We start from the raw sequence: 15,460 nt of genomic DNA on the forward strand, positions 1-15,460 counted from the left end.
TGGCAGACATGGCAAAGACGATTTTAATTACAGGTGCAAGTTCAGGTTTGGGTGCAGGTATGGCACGTGAATTTGCAGCCAAAGGCTATAACCTTGCGTTGTGTGCGCGGCGGCTGGAACGGCTGGAAACACTCAAACAGGAGCTACAAAGCCAGCATTCGGTGCAGGTCGGTATCAAGGTACTGGATGTGACTCATTATGATGATGTGTTTACGGTGTTTAAAGCCTTTCAGCAAGAATTTGGGACGATTGACCGTATTATTGTCAATGCGGGTGTGGGTGATGGCCGCCGTATTGGTAAGGGCAATTTTGAGGTGAACCGAGCAACAGCGGAAACCAATTTTATTTCGGCATTGGCGCAGTGTGAGGCGGCTGTTGAAATCTTTAGGGCGCAGAATAAAGGGCATTTGGTGGTGATTTCTTCGATGAGCGCACTACGTGGCCTACCAAAGCATTTATCGACCTATGCGGCCAGTAAGGCAGCGGTTGCACACTTGGCAGAGGGCATTCGTGCGGAGCTGTTGAATACGCCAATCAAGGTATCCACGATTTTTCCAGGCTATATTCGTACGGAAATGAATGAGGGTGCGAAAAAGCTACCATTTGAGGTGGATGAGAAAACGGGTTGCAAGGCTTTGGTGAAAGCGATTGAGAAAGCCCCTGTAAAAGCGTATGTACCACAGTGGCCGTGGTTGCCAATGGGGATAGCCATGAAGATTTTGCCTTTAAAACTGGTGAATAAATTGAGTTAAAGATTACTGTGGAGTCTTGCCGAGTTCTCATCTTATTTCAGGATAAACTTTCAGTTCGACCTACTTTTGTTTCGGCAAAAGTAGGCAAAACCATTGTCATCCACAAAACCTGACCACTTCTTTCAATAAATGAATTAATTGCAAAAACGGTATCTTTTTTATACCCCGCAGATTGTGGATGACATTTCCGAGTAGCATGTTTTTTGTCGAACTTAGGTTAAATTAATTTTTTGCTGATATTTACTATAGTGACGGCGGCATGGATGCCGCCTGTTTGGCAGGGGTCACATGGATGTACCCTCTGCTAAACAAAGGATTTTTGCTTACTTTTCATCCCTGAAAAGTGAGATATGCCTATACAAAAGGTATAGGTTTTTTCCTAATAAATGAGGCCGTGCAATACCTGTATTTACTAAGACAAAGCCGTAATCAATTTTTGGTGTAAACCACCAAAACCACCATTGGACATGATCACAACAGCATCGCCCTCGCCTGCTTCATTCACCACACGGGCAATGATCTCATCCAGCGAACGGCTGACTTCGGCCTTGTTTGGCGAAGCCGAAATCACAGGTTGTAAATCCCAGTCCAAGCCCTCTGGTTGATACCAGATCACTTCATCGGCTAAACGGGCAGAATGCGCCAACCCATCTTTGTGGCTGCCCATACGCATGGTGTTGGAGCGTGGCTCAATGATCGCCCAAAGTTTACGCTCGCCTAAACGCTTACGTGCGCCGTCCAGTGTGGTTTCAATCGCCGTTGGGTGATGGGCAAAGTCATCATAGACTTCGATGCCACGAACCGTTCCTAACAGCTCCATACGGCGTTTTACCCCACCGAAGTTGGATAGGGCTTTACAAGCCTGTTCAATCGTTACACCCACATGCTGAGCTGCGGCAATGGTGGCCAAGGCATTGGCAACACTATGCTGCCCCGTCATATTCCATTTCACTTCGCCAATTACTTTGCCGTGTTCAAGCACGTTAAAATGGCTGCCATCGGCACTGATCAATTCAGCAGATAAAGCGGCTTGGTCATTTGCTTCAAGACTGGTACGAATGACAGGTGTCCAGCAGCCTTGTGCTAATACTTCATCAATATTGCTTTCAGTAATCGGGGCAATAATACGACCCTCACTTGGAATGGTACGCACTAAATGGTGAAACTGTTTTTGAATTGCGGAAAGGTCATCAAAGATGTCAGCGTGGTCAAATTCAAGGTTGTTTAAAATCGCCGTTTTAGGGTGGTAATGCACAAACTTGGAACGCTTATCGAAGAAAGCAGAGTCGTACTCATCTGCTTCAACACAGAAGTATTTGCCACCACCTAAACGTGCGCTTTCGCTAAAACCCAATGGTACGCCACCGATCAAAAAACCAGGATTTAAACCTGCCTGATCCAGCACCCAAGCCAGCATGGTCGTGGTTGTGGTTTTACCATGTGTCCCCGCGACACCTAAGACATGTTTACCTTGTAGCACATGATCAGCTAAGAATTGTGGGCCAGAAATATAAGGTAAACCTTCATTGAGCATATACTCGATGGCATCAATACCACGTTTCATGGCATTGCCGACGATTACAAGATCGGGATGTGGTTGCAAATGGCTACGATCATAACCTTGCATCAGTTCAATCCCTGCATTTTCCAGTTGAGTTGACATGGGTGGATAAACATTGGCATCTGAACCTGTGACTTTGTGTCCCAAATCTCGTGCCAATAGAGCTAAAGAGCCCATAAATGTGCCACAAATACCCAAAATATGCAGATGCATCGTGCTTCTCTCTTCTATCCAATCACGCAATCAACGTGTGTCATGCAATTAAAAGTTTGCCTCAAAAGATAGCAAGGCTGCTATGGAAAAGATAGTCAAAATTCGTTGTTGTTCTTTACTTATAATGACGTTGAGGAATGATAAAATTCCAGTATTTTTAAAATATTATTTTACAAAGGACATTATGTTGAGCTTCCCTCTGCTGGCGTTATGCCTATTGATCATTTCCAACTGTTTTATGACTTTGGCATGGTATGGGCATCTTAAAATTTTACACGATGCCCCGCTTTGGCAAGCGATCCTGTTTAGTTGGTGTATTGCCCTGCTGGAATACAGTTTTATGATTCCTGCAACCAAACTGTTAAGTCAGCATGGCTGGAGTCTGGGGGAAATGAAAATTACACAGGAAGTGGTCACGCTGATTGTATTTGTGCCCTTTATGATTTTCCTGTTTAAGCAGCCTTTTAAACTGGATTATGTCTGGGCGATGTTTTGTTTGATGGGCTGTGTCTATTTTGTGTTTCGTAACCAAAGCTAATTTTTCGGATACTGCCCAGATGTTCTTTATTTGGGGATGCCTGAAAAAACCGCTATAATATTTGCCAGTTTATTCCTTTGTGCTTGGCGTGAGTCGAGACATTTTCCTATTTTTATCATGTTTTGGAAAAGCCAATGAATGCGGTCGCAACAGATAGCCAACCTTTAGTCGGAATTATCATGGGTTCTCAATCAGATTGGGCAACCCTTGAACATACCGCTAACATGCTCAAACAATTGGGTGTTCCTTTTGAAGCTGAGGTGGTTTCTGCGCACCGTACCCCAGATCGTTTATTTGAATATGCTGAAACAGCACGCGATCGTGGTATTCAGGTAATTATTGCAGGTGCTGGTGGCGCTGCACATTTGCCTGGGATGTGTGCTGCTAAAACTGATTTGCCTGTGCTTGGCGTGCCTGTTAAATCTTCAATTTTAAATGGCGTGGATTCATTGCTTTCGATTGTACAAATGCCCGCGGGTATTGCGGTAGGTACTTTGGCTATTGGTCAGGCTGGTGCAACCAATGCGGCAATTCTTGCAGCGCAAATTCTAGGTTTAACCCGCCCAGATATTGCTAAAAATGTAGCTGATTTCCGCACCGTTCAAACGGAAAAAGTATCGAACAATAACATTCCTGGTCAAGTATAACGGGGCCAATCATGAATAAAACCATCGGTATTTTTGGTGGTGGACAGCTTGGCCGCATGATGGCGCAAGCAGCTTTACCACTCAATATTCAATGTAGCTTTTTCGAAGCCGAAACAGACTGCCCAGCAGCTATTTTAGGTCCTGTATTTTCAAGTAAAAATCCAGAAGCATTACAAGATTTCATCGCAAGTGCCGATGTATTCAGCCTTGAATTTGAAAATACGCCTGTTGCTGATGTAGATGTTTTGACCCAAACTAAGACACTGCACCCTCCTCGCCTTGCCTTGGCGACGGCACAAAATCGCTTGGCAGAAAAAAGTTTGTTTGACGAACTTGGTATTCCAGTTGCGCCGTATCGTGCTGTGGATAGCTTGGACAGCTTAAAACAAGCGGTGACGGAATTAGGCTTACCTATCGTATTAAAAACCGTAACAGGCGGCTACGATGGTAAAGGTCAGTTTGTATTACGTTCAGAGGATCAAATTGATACGGCTTGGGCTGAATTAGGGCCTGCAAAAAGCTTGATTGCAGAAAGCTTTGTGAAATTCAGTCGTGAAGTGTCGATTATTGCGGTACGTGGTCAAGATGGTGATGTCAAAACTTGGGCACTCGCCGAAAACCATCATCACAATGGTATTCTCTCTCACTCGATTGTTCCTGCACCAAATAGCACAGATTTACAACCAGTTGCACAAGACTATATTACCCGGTTGTTGAATCATCTTAATTATGTGGGTGTGCTGACGCTTGAATTATTCGTGACTGAACAAGGGCTTTATGCCAATGAAATGGCATGTCGTGTGCATAACTCGGGTCACTGGTCGATTGAGGGCGCAATTTGCTCACAGTTTGAAAATCATATTCGTGCAGTAGCAGGCTTGCCGCTGGGAGCAACCGATGTTGTGCGTCCAACAGTGATGATCAATATCATTGGTCAACACCCTAAATCAGAAGATGTTTTAGCACTCAAAGGCGCGCATTTACATCTTTATAATAAGTCTGAGCGTGCTGGTCGTAAGCTTGGTCATATTACTTTGATGCCAAACAATAGTGATGAATTGACCGTGTTATGCCGCCAATTAGCTCAGATTTTACCTGTGCCATTGGCATTAACAACGGATATGAACCTCTAAACTTATCCACAATAGATAAAAAAGCGATCTTCGGGTCGCTTTTTTATTGGCTGATGTTTAAATTTAAAGTTTTAAATTCAAAACCTGAAATGGATGCAAAATATTAAGCTTGTGGATAACTTGGTTTTGCAATTTTGAATTTAAAACGACGTAAATGGATCATTTGCAGTTTAAATTCAAAATATGTGTCAGTTTTTAAATTTAAAATCATGATGGTGCTTTTATTTTAAGTTAAATGATTAGTCTGGATTGTGGATAAATTTATTTTGTGTTTTTGAATTTAAAGTACAGGGTGAAATTTGAATTCAAAATATAGGAATTATTTTTAAATTCAAAAATGATTGCAGGTTTTAAATTTAAAACACAATAAATGAATTCAAAGTTACGATTGCAAACGGAACATGGTGCAGTTGCATGTTAAGGTGAATAAGAAATTTAAATTTAAAAACTCTGGTTAAGACATGAAACATCATTTTTGTTTATTTATAGGCACTGCCTTATTTGCTTTCTTTAATCAAGCACACGCAGAACTCATTATTAATGGTGCAAAGGTGGCAAGCAACACCGCTACAACGGTGGCACCGGTAACAGGCAGCTATACGTCAACTTCCAGTTTTCAGGGCTGTCTGGCAAATTTACGCTCCCAAGCAATTGCTTCAGGTGTTTCTGGCTCAACCTATGATCGCTATACGCAAAATTTGGCAGCAGACTATTCAGTCATTGATAAATTAAATTATCAGCCTGAGTTTTCGACCCCGATCTGGGATTATCTGTCTGGGCTTGTGGATAACGAGCGTGTGCAGGCTGGGCAGCAGAAATTGGCCCAGCATCGTGTGGTGCTGAACCGTGTGGAACAGGTTTATGGTGTTCCTGCTGAAACGGTGGTGGCCGTGTGGGGTGTGGAAAGTAATTATGGTGACATCTCAGGTAAATATCCTTTATTACAGGCTTTGGGGACACTGAGCTGTGAGGGTCGCCGCCAAAGTTATTTCCGTGGCGAGTTCTTCGCCACCATGCGGATTTTACAACGCGGTGATTTAAATCAGGATCAACTCTATGGTTCCTGGGCAGGTGCTTTTGGTCATACTCAATTCATGCCATCCACCTATGAGCGTCTGGCGGTGGACTTTGATGGGGATGGCCGCCGTGATTTGGTTTCAAGCACCACAGATGCTCTGGCTTCAACTGCCAATTTCCTAAAACGGGCAGGGTGGCAAACTGGCATGCCGTGGGGCTTTGAAGTCAAAATTCCACAAGGTGTGTCAATTGCAGGCGAAAGCCGTCGTAATAAAAGGTCACTGAATAGCTGGATTGCGCAGGGCGTAACCCGTACGGATGGTACGGCATTGATTCAGGGCAATTTGTCAGGCAGTACGCCCGCAGGACTGATTACACCTGCGGGTGCTAATGGTCCAGCATTTTTGGTGTTTAAAAACTTTGATGCAATTTATAGCTATAATGCAGCCGAAAGCTATGGATTGGCAATTGCGCATCTATCCGACCGTTTAAGGGGTGAAACACCGTTTTTAACTGCCTGGCCAACAGATGATGCTGGTACCTCACGTGCAGAACGTCGTGAAATCCAGCAGTTCCTGATTCAGCGGGGCTATGACATTGGGGCCATAGATGGTTTGATTGGTGATAAAAGCCGTCAGGCCATTCAGAAAGAACAAAGCCGTTTAGGCTTAAACCCGACAGGTCGGGCAGGGCAGCAGATTTTACGGGCGTTCCGTCAGGAACAAGCTAAACAAATGATGCAATAATAATGTGTTCATCAAAAAAGGTCTGCAAAATGCAGACCTTTTTTACTTATGGCGCATCGTCCAGTTTAACCGCTTCCAGAATATCAAAAATCACCGCGGTCACATCCTGACTTAAATCACGGTCATTAAAAATTTCATAGGCCGTGATGGTCACATCAGTGTCACTTGGCAACTGTTTTTGTTCTTCCTCAATCAAGTGTTCAATCGGTAAAAGGGTCTGTTTCACTTCCAGATGCAGGATTTCGTCATAAGTAACGTTTTCGTCCTCAAGCTCGATTTCCTGCTCATTGAAATAAGGTATTAAAATAGAGTGGAGATAAGGACTAATATCCTGAATATCCAGGATTTCAACATCACGAGTCTGTTCAATCGTACTGATGTGGTCATTCACTTCAATGAGGATATGATAATAACTCATGCTGATCTCCATTAAGACTAAGATGATGTTTTGACACCACAATAACATGAATAAATCAAAAGAATCGACTGATTGTTACGATCTTTTTAAAAACATCAGCTTATAGATTTCTCATATCCTTATAACAGAGACTTAACGAGAAAAGCTGAGTAGTTCCAGATCGACATCTGCGAGTTGGAAGTTCTTCGCATCTTGTTGCTTGATACGTGGATACATGAGGGATTTTGGATCGTGGGTGTGTTTTACTTGCAGCTGTAATCGACTTATATTCACGCAAGATTGTGGGTTACAGTATGTCAAATCGCATGACTGCAGATTTGGTGTGTACAGCGTTACAACATGCGATTACGACACGACAACCGCCTAAAGGCTTGATTATGCACACGGACAGAGGCTCAGAGTAGTGCTCGACGCAATATCAGGATTTACTCAATAGATATAGGATTGAGTGCAGTATGAGCCATAAGGGGCTTTGTTACGATAATACGGTAATGGCACGATTCTTTTTAAACCTGAAAATGGAACGTGTTTGGTGGCAGGACTATGCCAACCATGATGAAGCGATTACAGACATGATGCACTATATTGCGAGGTTTTATAATCAGGTGCGATTACATTCCACACTCAATTATTTGTCCCCCAATTTATTTGAACAAAAAATGAGTGATTTTGAATATGCCTGTGTCTGATTTTACTTGACCATTACAATTTCCATCTTTAATAGAGTCGGACTATGCGGTAATTATCTTGCCAGCAGTAGGTCGCGGTCTGCTTGGGTTAAACGAAAGTGGGCAATATCCTGATCTTTCATGACTGGATGCATCAGTGCATGGGGATCATCAGTATGTTGCAGACCCAGCGCGTGGCCCAGTTCATGTGCCAGTGTCAGGCGTAGGTCATCCTCCGATTCAAATTCATAGATCAGGATTTGTTTGCCATTAAATAGACCTTTATGAAATAAATGGGGCTGAAAACGCTGTTTATATTGCTTAACAGAGGCATTTAATTGCTGGTCAAGCGCATTCAGTTCATCAATTTGCTGGTTGAGTTGACTGATTTTTTGGTTGTATTGACCAATTTCCTGCTGTAGTTGCTCGACATTCTGTTGTAGATGCTGTTGCCGTTGCTGGAAGTATTCTGCATTGACAGAAGAGGAGGGACTGCGTTGGGCAATCTGTCGTTCCTGATTATAGTATTGAATCTGTTGGTCAAGTTGTAGCTGTTTTTGATCCAATATCTGTTTATTTTGCAGGACTTCCTGTTCGATCTGGTCAAGCTGCTTCTTTTTATTTAGCCATTGCTGTTGATTGGTTTCGAGTCGGCTTAAATGTTCCCGACGTTGTTCACTTTCATATTGCCGTTCATCATAGATTAAATGAATCGTGAGCTGTGCATTCGGGTCATAAACAAAGTAATCCTTTCCAGTGCCATCTTTCCAGACCTGTGTGGCTTGCTGGCTAATCGCCCTGACCTGTTCAACACTGAGTTTAAAACGTGGATCAACTTCGGCAATACGATAACGTAGCCGTGTATCAAGAGGGTGGGTGATACGATCTGTGAGCGAATTAAACTTGAGTTGAGGATGTTGGCGGGTTTGATAACCCGACCACAATAGAAAAAATGCCAACCCCAACATTAAAAAAACACGAGTCATTCTATTTTATGTTCTTCTGGTTAATATGATGCAAAACAGTGCAAGACATCTCTGTCTAAACGCTCAGTCGGTCAACTATAACAAAATTGCAAGAACACTGAAAAATATATAATCATTCTTCTGATTCTGTTTTAATGAATTGATAAAACATGGATGAATAGAAAAAGACCAAGGAATAAGGATGCTGAAATATTTACTTAAAGCTCCCGAGGCAGGATGGGCTGCTGCATCGCCCGCTCAGGCAACAGTTGAAAATTTAAAAATCAGGTATTTGGGGACAGCGGGATTTATCCTGTCTGACCAGCATCGCACGGTGGTGCTCGATCCCTTTATTAGCCGTCCAAGCCTGTGGCAGACCTTTACCCAACCTTTATTGAGTGATCCAGCATTGGTAAGGCAATATATTCCCCAGGCGGATGAGGTGCTGATTGGCCATGCGCATTACGATCATATTCTGGATGCACCAGAGGTGTGTAAACAAACGGGTGCGCGCTTAATTGGTTCACAGGCCAGCTTAATGTATGGACGCTCAGCAGGGCTGTTTGAACAGCAGATGCTTGAAACAAAAGGGCGGGAAACCATTGACTGTGGAAAATGGCAAGTTGTGGGTTTGCCATCCATTCATGGCAAAGCCTTGTTTGGTCGCGTGCCTTTACCAGGGGATATGACCATACCTCCGCCTTATCCGCCGAAATTTCATCATTTACGGCATGGTCAGGTCTTCAACTGGTGGATTCATACGGGCAAGCTCAGTGTGGTGCATATTGATTCAGCTGATTTTATTGAACAAGAATTACAGGGGAGGCAAGCAGATATTGTTTGTCTATGTGCGATTGGACGCAAATATCGCCCGAACTATGTCAAAGATGTCGTGCGCTTGCTGAAACCTAAATATATTATTCCATGTCATTGGGATACGATGCTCACGCCTATTGATCAACCACCAAAATTATTACCTGGTGTAAATATTCCCGAATTTTTAGAAGAAATAAAAGCTTCTGGAGTCGAACCATTATTTATGCCGATTTTGGGTGAGTTGTATTTTGATCAAAATAAATAAAATAGAAAGTATAAAAACCGCGCTTTCGCGCGGTCTTTTGTTAAAGAGACAAATTATTTTTTGTCATCTTTCACCTCTGTGAACTCAGCATCTACAACGCCATCGTCAGCTTTTTGTTGTTGACCCGCATCACCACCTTGGAATGCATTTGGATCAAAACTTTCTGCGCCGCCAGCACCTTGTGCTTGTTCATAAGCACGTTGAGTGATTGGCATCAAGATGTTTTGTAAAGCTTCAGTTTTCGCTTTGATGTCTTCAACATCATTTTCTTTCGTTGCTGCTTCAAGCTCAGAAACCGCAGTAGCGATTGCAGTTTTTTCATCTTCAGTCACTTTGTCACCTAGATCTTTAACTGCTTTGTTCGAGCTAGAGACTAAAGCATCTGCTTCGTTACGCGCTTTCGCTAACTCTTCAAATTTACGGTCTTCTTCAGCATTCGCTTCAGCATCTTTAATCATTGCTTCGATTTCAGCATCAGACAAACCTGAGTTCGCTTTAATCTGGATTGATTGCTCTTTACCAGTACTCTTATCTTTAGCTGATACTTTCAAGATACCATCAGCGTTGATGTCGAACGATACTTCAATTTGCGGTACGCCACGTGGAGCAGGTGGGATATCGCCTAATTGGAAGTTACCCAACAATTTGTTTTGTTGAGCCATTTTACGTTCACCTTGGTAAACCGAAATATCTACTGCAGGCTGGTTGTCAGCAGCAGTAGAGAACACTTGTGATTTCTTCGCAGGAATCGTCGTGTTCTTCTCAATGATTGGTGTTAATACACCGCCCATTGTTTCGATACCTAAAGTTAATGGTGTTACGTCTAATAAAAGAACGTCAGTTTTGTCGCCAGACAATACTGCACCTTGAATTGCAGCACCAATTGCAACAGCTTCATCTGGGTTCACGTCTTTACGTGGCTCTTTACCAAAGAATTCTTGTACTTTTTGTTGTACAAGTGGCATACGAGACTGACCACCAACCAAGATCACGTCAGAGATGTCAGAAGTCGAAAGACCAGCATCTTTAAGCGCAATACGGCAAGGCTCAATCGTACGAGCTACTAAGTCAGCAACTAAACCTTCAAGTTTTGCACGCGTTACATTGATCACCAAGTGTTTAGGACCAGTTGCATCAGCGGTGATATATGGAAGGTTGATTTCAGTTGCATTTGATGAAGAAAGCTCGATTTTTGCTTTTTCAGCAGCTTCTTTCAAACGTTGTAACGCAAGTGGATCATTTTTCAAGTTCACACTTTGTTCTTTCTTGAACTCTTCAACCAAGAATTCAATCAACGCGTTATCAAAGTCTTCACCACCAAGGAACGTATCACCATTAGTTGATAACACTTCGATTTGTTGGTCGCCATCAAGGTCTGCGATTTCAATGATTGATACGTCGAATGTACCACCACCTAAGTCGTAAACCGCGATTTTACGGTCACCTTCTTTTTTGTCCATACCGAACGCAAGAGCCGCAGCAGTTGGTTCGTTAATGATACGTTTAACATCAAGACCTGCAATTTTACCTGCATCTTTAGTCGCCTGACGTTGAGCATCGTTAAAGTAAGCAGGAACGGTAATTACCGCTTCAGTAACGGTTTCACCTAAATAGTCTTCTGCAGTTTTCTTCATCTTTTTCAAGATTTCAGCAGAGATCTGTTGAGGTGCTAATTTTTTACCGTTTACTTCAACCCAGGCATCGCCATTGTCTGCTTTGATGATTTTGTAAGGTACAAGACCGATATCTTTTTGTACCGCTTGGTCTTCATAACGACGACCGATTAAACGCTTAATCGCGAATAATGTATTTTTCGGGTTGGTTACAGCCTGACGCTTAGCACTTTGACCCACTAAGATCTCGCCATCTTTATAAGCGATGATCGATGGAGTTGTACGTGCGCCTTCAGCGTTTTCGATTACTTTTACTTTATCGCCTTCAAGTACAGCAACACATGAGTTGGTAGTACCTAAGTCAATACCAATAATTTTCGCCATTTGGTGTGTTCCTCTAAAATTTTGTTGCAATGTTTTGCTTGTTATTTGATATGAGAGTCAATTGGTTTTTTTCAAGCATTTTTATGAAAAAAAATCAAAAAACTTTCAAAATTCTACATTTTTGAGCAAATAAATACTTTGCTCTGTGGATTATTGACCCACCATCACCATCGCTGGGCGGAGTAAACGTCCATTCAGGGTATACCCTTTCTGCAACACTGTACCAATCTCATTGGCCTTGGCATTTGGATCGATACCTACCGCTTGGTGTAAGTCGGCATTGAAGCCATTTTGGGTATTCGCCTCAACCACGCCAAATTTTTCCAGTGTGGTCAAAAGCGATTTCAGGGTCAGTTTAACGCCTTCGAGCACAGGTGTCTGTTCTTCACCAGCCGCCTCAATCGCACGTTCAAGGTTGTCGACAGAATCCAACAACTGTTTTGCAAACTTTTCCAGCACCGTATCTTTGTGCTTTTCCGATTCACGCTGGATACGCTCCACACTTTTTTGTGCTTCATACACAGCATTTGCGGTACGCACCTTTTCAAGTTTCAGGCTTTCTTCAAGCTTGCTAATCTGAGCCTGTAAATCTTCAACGCTAAGCTCGTTTGCCTGCTCTACACTTTCAGCTTGATTTTGTTCAGTTTGTTGCTCATTTTGAATGTCTTGAGCTTGCTCATTGTGCTCATTAGCCATTGATGATCTCCGTTTAAAAAAGTTCTCAAACATGTACAGTCCTTTTGGCATAAGTGCTCATCGGGTTAAACCTGAACTGCCACATATTGGTCATTCATAGATACGGATGAGGTATGGGCAACACGACAAAATTCAAGCGTTCAGGTTCATTTAAATCTTTTAATTATGCTGATTTAAGTAAAAATTCAGGTTTTCAATCAAGAAAGCAATAAATTCTTGTGTGATTTTCGGTAAATGTTGCCTTGATGCATAGACTAACCACAAGGTTAGGTCAGGTGCAGAAAAATCTGTAAATAACTTTTGCAAACGTTGCTGTGCAATATCCTGACGCACCAATAGCGTTGGTAACATGGTAATGCCTTCCTGCTTTGAGACACATTTGACTGCTTTGAGACACATTTGATACAGCGCAATCACATCATTACTTTTAAACGTAACATTTTATGGATAATTTTGTGGTTGCTGATCTGTATCACACAGGGTCCAGTACTGGTTATGGGTATGATGGGCAAGGCAGACAAAGACCTGAATGGATTTTAAGGTATCCGTGTTTATTATGATTGTTGTAAGATGTGCAACATTTTATCTTAATCCAGGGTGTTTATTCAGCAATAATTGCAATTTAAAGTGTTTCCTATTAGAGGAGACAAACAAATCAATACTAAGCCTTGATAGGCAAAACCGCAATGATGTTGCCCTACAGACAAAAAGTTTGTATTCGATGTTATTGAGGGAAAATATATGAAGCAAATCACTTTTATTGACATAAAAAGCAGGTATAGATAAGCAAAATGGTTAATGACTTTTTCAGATATGACCTTTAGTTTACAAGATATTTTTTAAATGCTTGATCTTGATCTATGACTTTATTCAGGCATATAGTCAAAGAGGACAAGAACAATGGACAGAGCGGAACAGGGGAAAAACGTGTCAGCATTACCTCAGAAAATTCAAACACTTTTAGATAAAAGACAAGGTCCTGCTGCACGAGCACTTGATAAGCTGCCCAAGATTGTACAAGAGTCGATAGCCAAGATTTTAGGATACCCTTACCAATATCCAGACCTGGACGCATTTACCAAATGTATTGTGGCCGCTCAGATCAAGCAGGGACGTATAGGCTTTATTGGTGATGATCCGATTGAATCAAGACGACAGTTCGATGCACAAATGCTTGCGATCCTAAATAAACCAACCTCTATTGAATCTGTTGAAGATATCCGCCTACCTTTACAAAGCGGAACCGTATTTGCGAGACACTACCATCCCGCACCCAATAGAAAACTCCCAATGATTGTCTACTATCATGGAGGTGGGTTTGTGGTGGGTGGCTTGGATACCCATGATGAAGTCTGTCGCCTTATTGCCAAGTATGCAAAAGTACAAGTGCTCAGTATTGACTATCCCCTTGCCCCTGAGGCATCACCACAACAATTGATTCAATCCTGTGAGGACGCCTTGGCGTGGGCTTACCAGAACCGCCGTCAACTTAAAATTTATAAAAACCGTATTGCTGTGGCGGGCGACAGCGCAGGAGGTAATATCAGTACCGTGGTTGCACAGCACGCTGCTGGAAAATCCTATGCACCACAGGCACAATTACTCATCTATCCTACGGTTGACTTCAAAAGTCGTCACCCATCTTTCTATGCCTATGGTCAGGGCTTGGTCCTTACCAGTAAGGATGTCGATTACGTGACCGAATACTATGCAACCCAGCACAATGTTGCTTTGGATAATCCCCTTGTTTCTCCCACCTATGGCAATCTTAAAAAACTGGCGCCTGCCTATGTCCTTACTGCTGGACATGACTTGCTGCATGATGAAGGTGAGATTTATAGCCACAAACTCAGACAGAATGGCGTCAAGGTCCAGTATGTGGACTACCCAGACCAGAGTCATGGCTTTATCAACATCACGCCAATTTCCAGCAAGGCAAAACGCAACACCATCGAGATTGCGAAAAACTTCAGAAAGTTTTGGGATAAGCATAGTTAATTCATGTATGAACCCATGTTCCACGTGGAACATGGGTGTTTTATTGTAGACAACAAATAAAAATAGCAAAAATGGATTTGCAAAACATAAGATGATGGGCTACAACAAATCTATTTTACAGGTCGAGAAAAGCAATTATGAAAAAGCTGTTCATTGCAACAAGTCTAATTCTGGCAAGTGGTTCTTTATTTGCAAATACGCTGGTCGATATGAAAACCAGTATGGGGACGATTGAAATAGAGCTATATGATGATCAAGCACCTATATCAGCAAAGAACTTTGAAAATTATGTGAAGAGTAACTTCTATTCAGGAACAATTTTTCATCGCGTTATTCCAGGTTTCATGATTCAGGGTGGCGGCATGGATGTAAACATGATTGAGAAGACCACAAAGGCCCCTATTGTAAATGAAGCGAGTAATGGCCTGAAAAATAATCGTGGTACTTTGGCAATGGCACGTACCAGTGATCCCAATTCTGCAACAAGCCAGTTCTTTATTAATGTCGCTGACAATAACTTCCTCAACCGTTCAACGATGGATGCAGGTTATGCGGTATTTGGTAAAGTCACCAAGGGAATGGACATTGTCGATAAAATTGTAAAAGTACCTACTGGAAACTATGGAATGCACCAGAATGTACCAAAACAACCAATTAAAATTATCAGTGTTCAGATAAAACACAAAAAGTAAAAAGCAAAACAGAAATATAAATAAAATATTTCTGCTTTATTTTCATATAAATGAAATAAAATAGCGGTAAATATAAACATTTTTATGAGTAAAAAAACAACACTCAATAAAACAGTGCTTTGAAAACACTTGCGCACCAAAAAAAATCTCCTATAATGCATACATCCCAACGCAATGAAGCAAAAGAACTTAGCTTTAACGGTTAAGTTGCTAGATATTCATTGCGTTTACTTATCGCTGACGAAGCGGTGAGAAGATCATTAAGAGAATAGAAGAACAACTTGTGTGGATTTTTACTGATTGATTGATCGATATATTATCATTGATTGAATGGTAGA

General features: G+C 42.1%; 16 protein-coding genes and 1 pseudogene. 10 read left to right on the forward strand and 7 right to left on the reverse strand.

Annotation, left to right across the window (positions count from 1 at the left end; all coding sequences use genetic code 11):
* Window positions 1–8 precede the first annotated feature (8 nt).
* Window positions 9–752, forward strand: coding sequence for an SDR family oxidoreductase (locus tag F973_RS04365; protein ID WP_004675409.1), 744 nt, complete (start codon window positions 9–11; stop codon window positions 750–752).
* Window positions 753–1,164: 412 nt separating this feature from the next.
* Here the strand turns inward: F973_RS04365 and mpl are convergent, their stop codons facing one another.
* Window positions 1,165–2,526, reverse strand: coding sequence for a UDP-N-acetylmuramate:L-alanyl-gamma-D-glutamyl-meso-diaminopimelate ligase (gene mpl, locus F973_RS04370; RefSeq protein ID WP_004760280.1), 1,362 nt, complete (start codon window positions 2,524–2,526; stop codon window positions 1,165–1,167).
* A gap of 184 nt (window positions 2,527–2,710) precedes the next feature.
* Here mpl and F973_RS04375 point away from each other — a divergent pair, with 184 nt between their 5' ends.
* From F973_RS04375 to F973_RS04390, 4 genes are all read left to right on the forward strand, one after another.
* Window positions 2,711–3,064 (forward strand): DMT family protein, encoded by a 354-nt coding sequence (locus F973_RS04375; RefSeq protein WP_004760281.1) that lies wholly within the window; start codon window positions 2,711–2,713, stop codon window positions 3,062–3,064.
* A gap of 134 nt (window positions 3,065–3,198) precedes the next feature.
* Complete coding sequence (gene purE / locus F973_RS04380; protein ID WP_004760283.1) at window positions 3,199–3,711, forward strand: 5-(carboxyamino)imidazole ribonucleotide mutase; 513 nt, start codon at window positions 3,199–3,201, stop codon at window positions 3,709–3,711.
* Between the two features lie 11 nt (window positions 3,712–3,722).
* Window positions 3,723–4,844, forward strand: coding sequence for a 5-(carboxyamino)imidazole ribonucleotide synthase (locus tag F973_RS04385; RefSeq protein WP_004760284.1), 1,122 nt, complete (start codon window positions 3,723–3,725; stop codon window positions 4,842–4,844).
* A 461-nt stretch (window positions 4,845–5,305) separates the two neighbouring features.
* Complete coding sequence (locus F973_RS04390; protein ID WP_004760287.1) at window positions 5,306–6,607, forward strand: lytic murein transglycosylase; 1,302 nt, start codon at window positions 5,306–5,308, stop codon at window positions 6,605–6,607.
* Window positions 6,608–6,653: 46 nt separating this feature from the next.
* On the opposite strand, the gene F973_RS04395 is transcribed toward F973_RS04390, so the two are convergent.
* Complete coding sequence (locus F973_RS04395) at window positions 6,654–7,037, reverse strand: hypothetical protein (protein WP_171062315.1); 384 nt, start codon at window positions 7,035–7,037, stop codon at window positions 6,654–6,656.
* A gap of 120 nt (window positions 7,038–7,157) precedes the next feature.
* Window positions 7,158–7,298, reverse strand: coding sequence for a hypothetical protein (locus F973_RS14485; RefSeq protein ID WP_155756456.1), 141 nt, complete (start codon window positions 7,296–7,298; stop codon window positions 7,158–7,160).
* Window positions 7,299–7,318: 20 nt separating this feature from the next.
* Between F973_RS14485 and F973_RS15560 the strand changes: the two genes are divergently transcribed.
* Together F973_RS15560 and F973_RS14170 are read left to right on the forward strand one after the other, a co-directional pair.
* Window positions 7,319–7,429, forward strand: a complete 111-nt coding sequence (locus F973_RS15560; protein ID WP_265596394.1) for a hypothetical protein — start codon at window positions 7,319–7,321, stop codon at window positions 7,427–7,429.
* Window positions 7,430–7,468: 39 nt separating this feature from the next.
* The gene (locus F973_RS14170) at window positions 7,469–7,714 is read left to right on the forward strand and encodes an integrase core domain-containing protein (RefSeq protein WP_265596395.1); all 246 of its coding nucleotides are present in this window, start codon (window positions 7,469–7,471) and stop codon (window positions 7,712–7,714) included.
* A gap of 53 nt (window positions 7,715–7,767) precedes the next feature.
* On the opposite strand, the gene F973_RS04405 is transcribed toward F973_RS14170, so the two are convergent.
* Window positions 7,768–8,679 carry a matrixin family metalloprotease gene (locus F973_RS04405; RefSeq protein ID WP_004760291.1) on the reverse strand — a complete coding sequence of 304 codons (912 nt, stop codon included), beginning with the start codon at window positions 8,677–8,679 and terminating at the stop codon, window positions 7,768–7,770.
* A 181-nt stretch (window positions 8,680–8,860) separates the two neighbouring features.
* Here F973_RS04405 and F973_RS04410 point away from each other — a divergent pair, with 181 nt between their 5' ends.
* Window positions 8,861–9,739, forward strand: a complete 879-nt coding sequence (locus F973_RS04410) for an MBL fold metallo-hydrolase (protein ID WP_004675399.1) — start codon at window positions 8,861–8,863, stop codon at window positions 9,737–9,739.
* Window positions 9,740–9,792: 53 nt separating this feature from the next.
* Here the strand turns inward: F973_RS04410 and dnaK are convergent, their stop codons facing one another.
* The 3 genes and pseudogenes from dnaK to F973_RS04425 form a co-directional block, all read right to left on the reverse strand.
* On the reverse strand, window positions 9,793–11,736 hold the full coding sequence (gene dnaK / locus F973_RS04415) for a molecular chaperone DnaK (RefSeq protein ID WP_004760293.1): 1,944 nt from the start codon (window positions 11,734–11,736) through the stop codon (window positions 9,793–9,795).
* Between the two features lie 150 nt (window positions 11,737–11,886).
* A complete protein-coding gene (gene grpE, locus F973_RS04420) occupies window positions 11,887–12,432 on the reverse strand; it encodes a nucleotide exchange factor GrpE (RefSeq protein WP_004760295.1) in 546 nt (181 codons plus the stop codon).
* A 159-nt stretch (window positions 12,433–12,591) separates the two neighbouring features.
* Window positions 12,592–12,948, reverse strand: a pseudogene (locus F973_RS04425) (LysR substrate-binding domain-containing protein); the annotation flags it as partial.
* Between the two features lie 411 nt (window positions 12,949–13,359).
* Here F973_RS04425 and F973_RS04430 point away from each other — a divergent pair.
* Both F973_RS04430 and F973_RS04435 read left to right on the forward strand, forming a co-directional pair.
* Entirely contained in the window at window positions 13,360–14,430 is a 1,071-nt protein-coding gene (locus F973_RS04430) for an alpha/beta hydrolase (RefSeq protein ID WP_212749541.1), read from the forward strand.
* 137 nt (window positions 14,431–14,567) lie between these two features.
* Window positions 14,568–15,122, forward strand: a complete 555-nt coding sequence (locus F973_RS04435) for a peptidylprolyl isomerase (protein ID WP_004760300.1) — start codon at window positions 14,568–14,570, stop codon at window positions 15,120–15,122.
* The last annotated feature ends 338 nt before the right edge of the window (window positions 15,123–15,460 follow it).

It is taken from the genome of Acinetobacter sp. CIP 102129, assembly GCF_000368305.1.
Taxonomy (GTDB): domain Bacteria; phylum Pseudomonadota; class Gammaproteobacteria; order Pseudomonadales; family Moraxellaceae; genus Acinetobacter; species Acinetobacter parvus.

Coding starts and splice junctions, on each gene's coding strand:
- F973_RS04365 (WP_004675409.1), top strand. CDS start 9: ATGGCAAAGACGATTTTAATTACAGGTGCAAGTTCAGGTTTGGGTGCA.
- mpl (WP_004760280.1), bottom strand. CDS start 2,526: ATGCATCTGCATATTTTGGGTATTTGTGGCACATTTATGGGCTCTTTA.
- F973_RS04375 (WP_004760281.1), top strand. CDS start 2,711: ATGTTGAGCTTCCCTCTGCTGGCGTTATGCCTATTGATCATTTCCAAC.
- purE (WP_004760283.1), top strand. CDS start 3,199: ATGAATGCGGTCGCAACAGATAGCCAACCTTTAGTCGGAATTATCATG.
- F973_RS04385 (WP_004760284.1), top strand. CDS start 3,723: ATGAATAAAACCATCGGTATTTTTGGTGGTGGACAGCTTGGCCGCATG.
- F973_RS04390 (WP_004760287.1), top strand. CDS start 5,306: ATGAAACATCATTTTTGTTTATTTATAGGCACTGCCTTATTTGCTTTC.
- F973_RS04395 (WP_171062315.1), bottom strand. CDS start 7,037: ATGGAGATCAGCATGAGTTATTATCATATCCTCATTGAAGTGAATGAC.
- F973_RS15560 (WP_265596394.1), top strand. CDS start 7,319: ATGTCAAATCGCATGACTGCAGATTTGGTGTGTACAGCGTTACAACAT.
- F973_RS04405 (WP_004760291.1), bottom strand. CDS start 8,679: ATGACTCGTGTTTTTTTAATGTTGGGGTTGGCATTTTTTCTATTGTGG.
- F973_RS04410 (WP_004675399.1), top strand. CDS start 8,861: ATGCTGAAATATTTACTTAAAGCTCCCGAGGCAGGATGGGCTGCTGCA.
- dnaK (WP_004760293.1), bottom strand. CDS start 11,736: ATGGCGAAAATTATTGGTATTGACTTAGGTACTACCAACTCATGTGTT.
- grpE (WP_004760295.1), bottom strand. CDS start 12,432: ATGGCTAATGAGCACAATGAGCAAGCTCAAGACATTCAAAATGAGCAA.
- F973_RS04435 (WP_004760300.1), top strand. CDS start 14,568: ATGAAAAAGCTGTTCATTGCAACAAGTCTAATTCTGGCAAGTGGTTCT.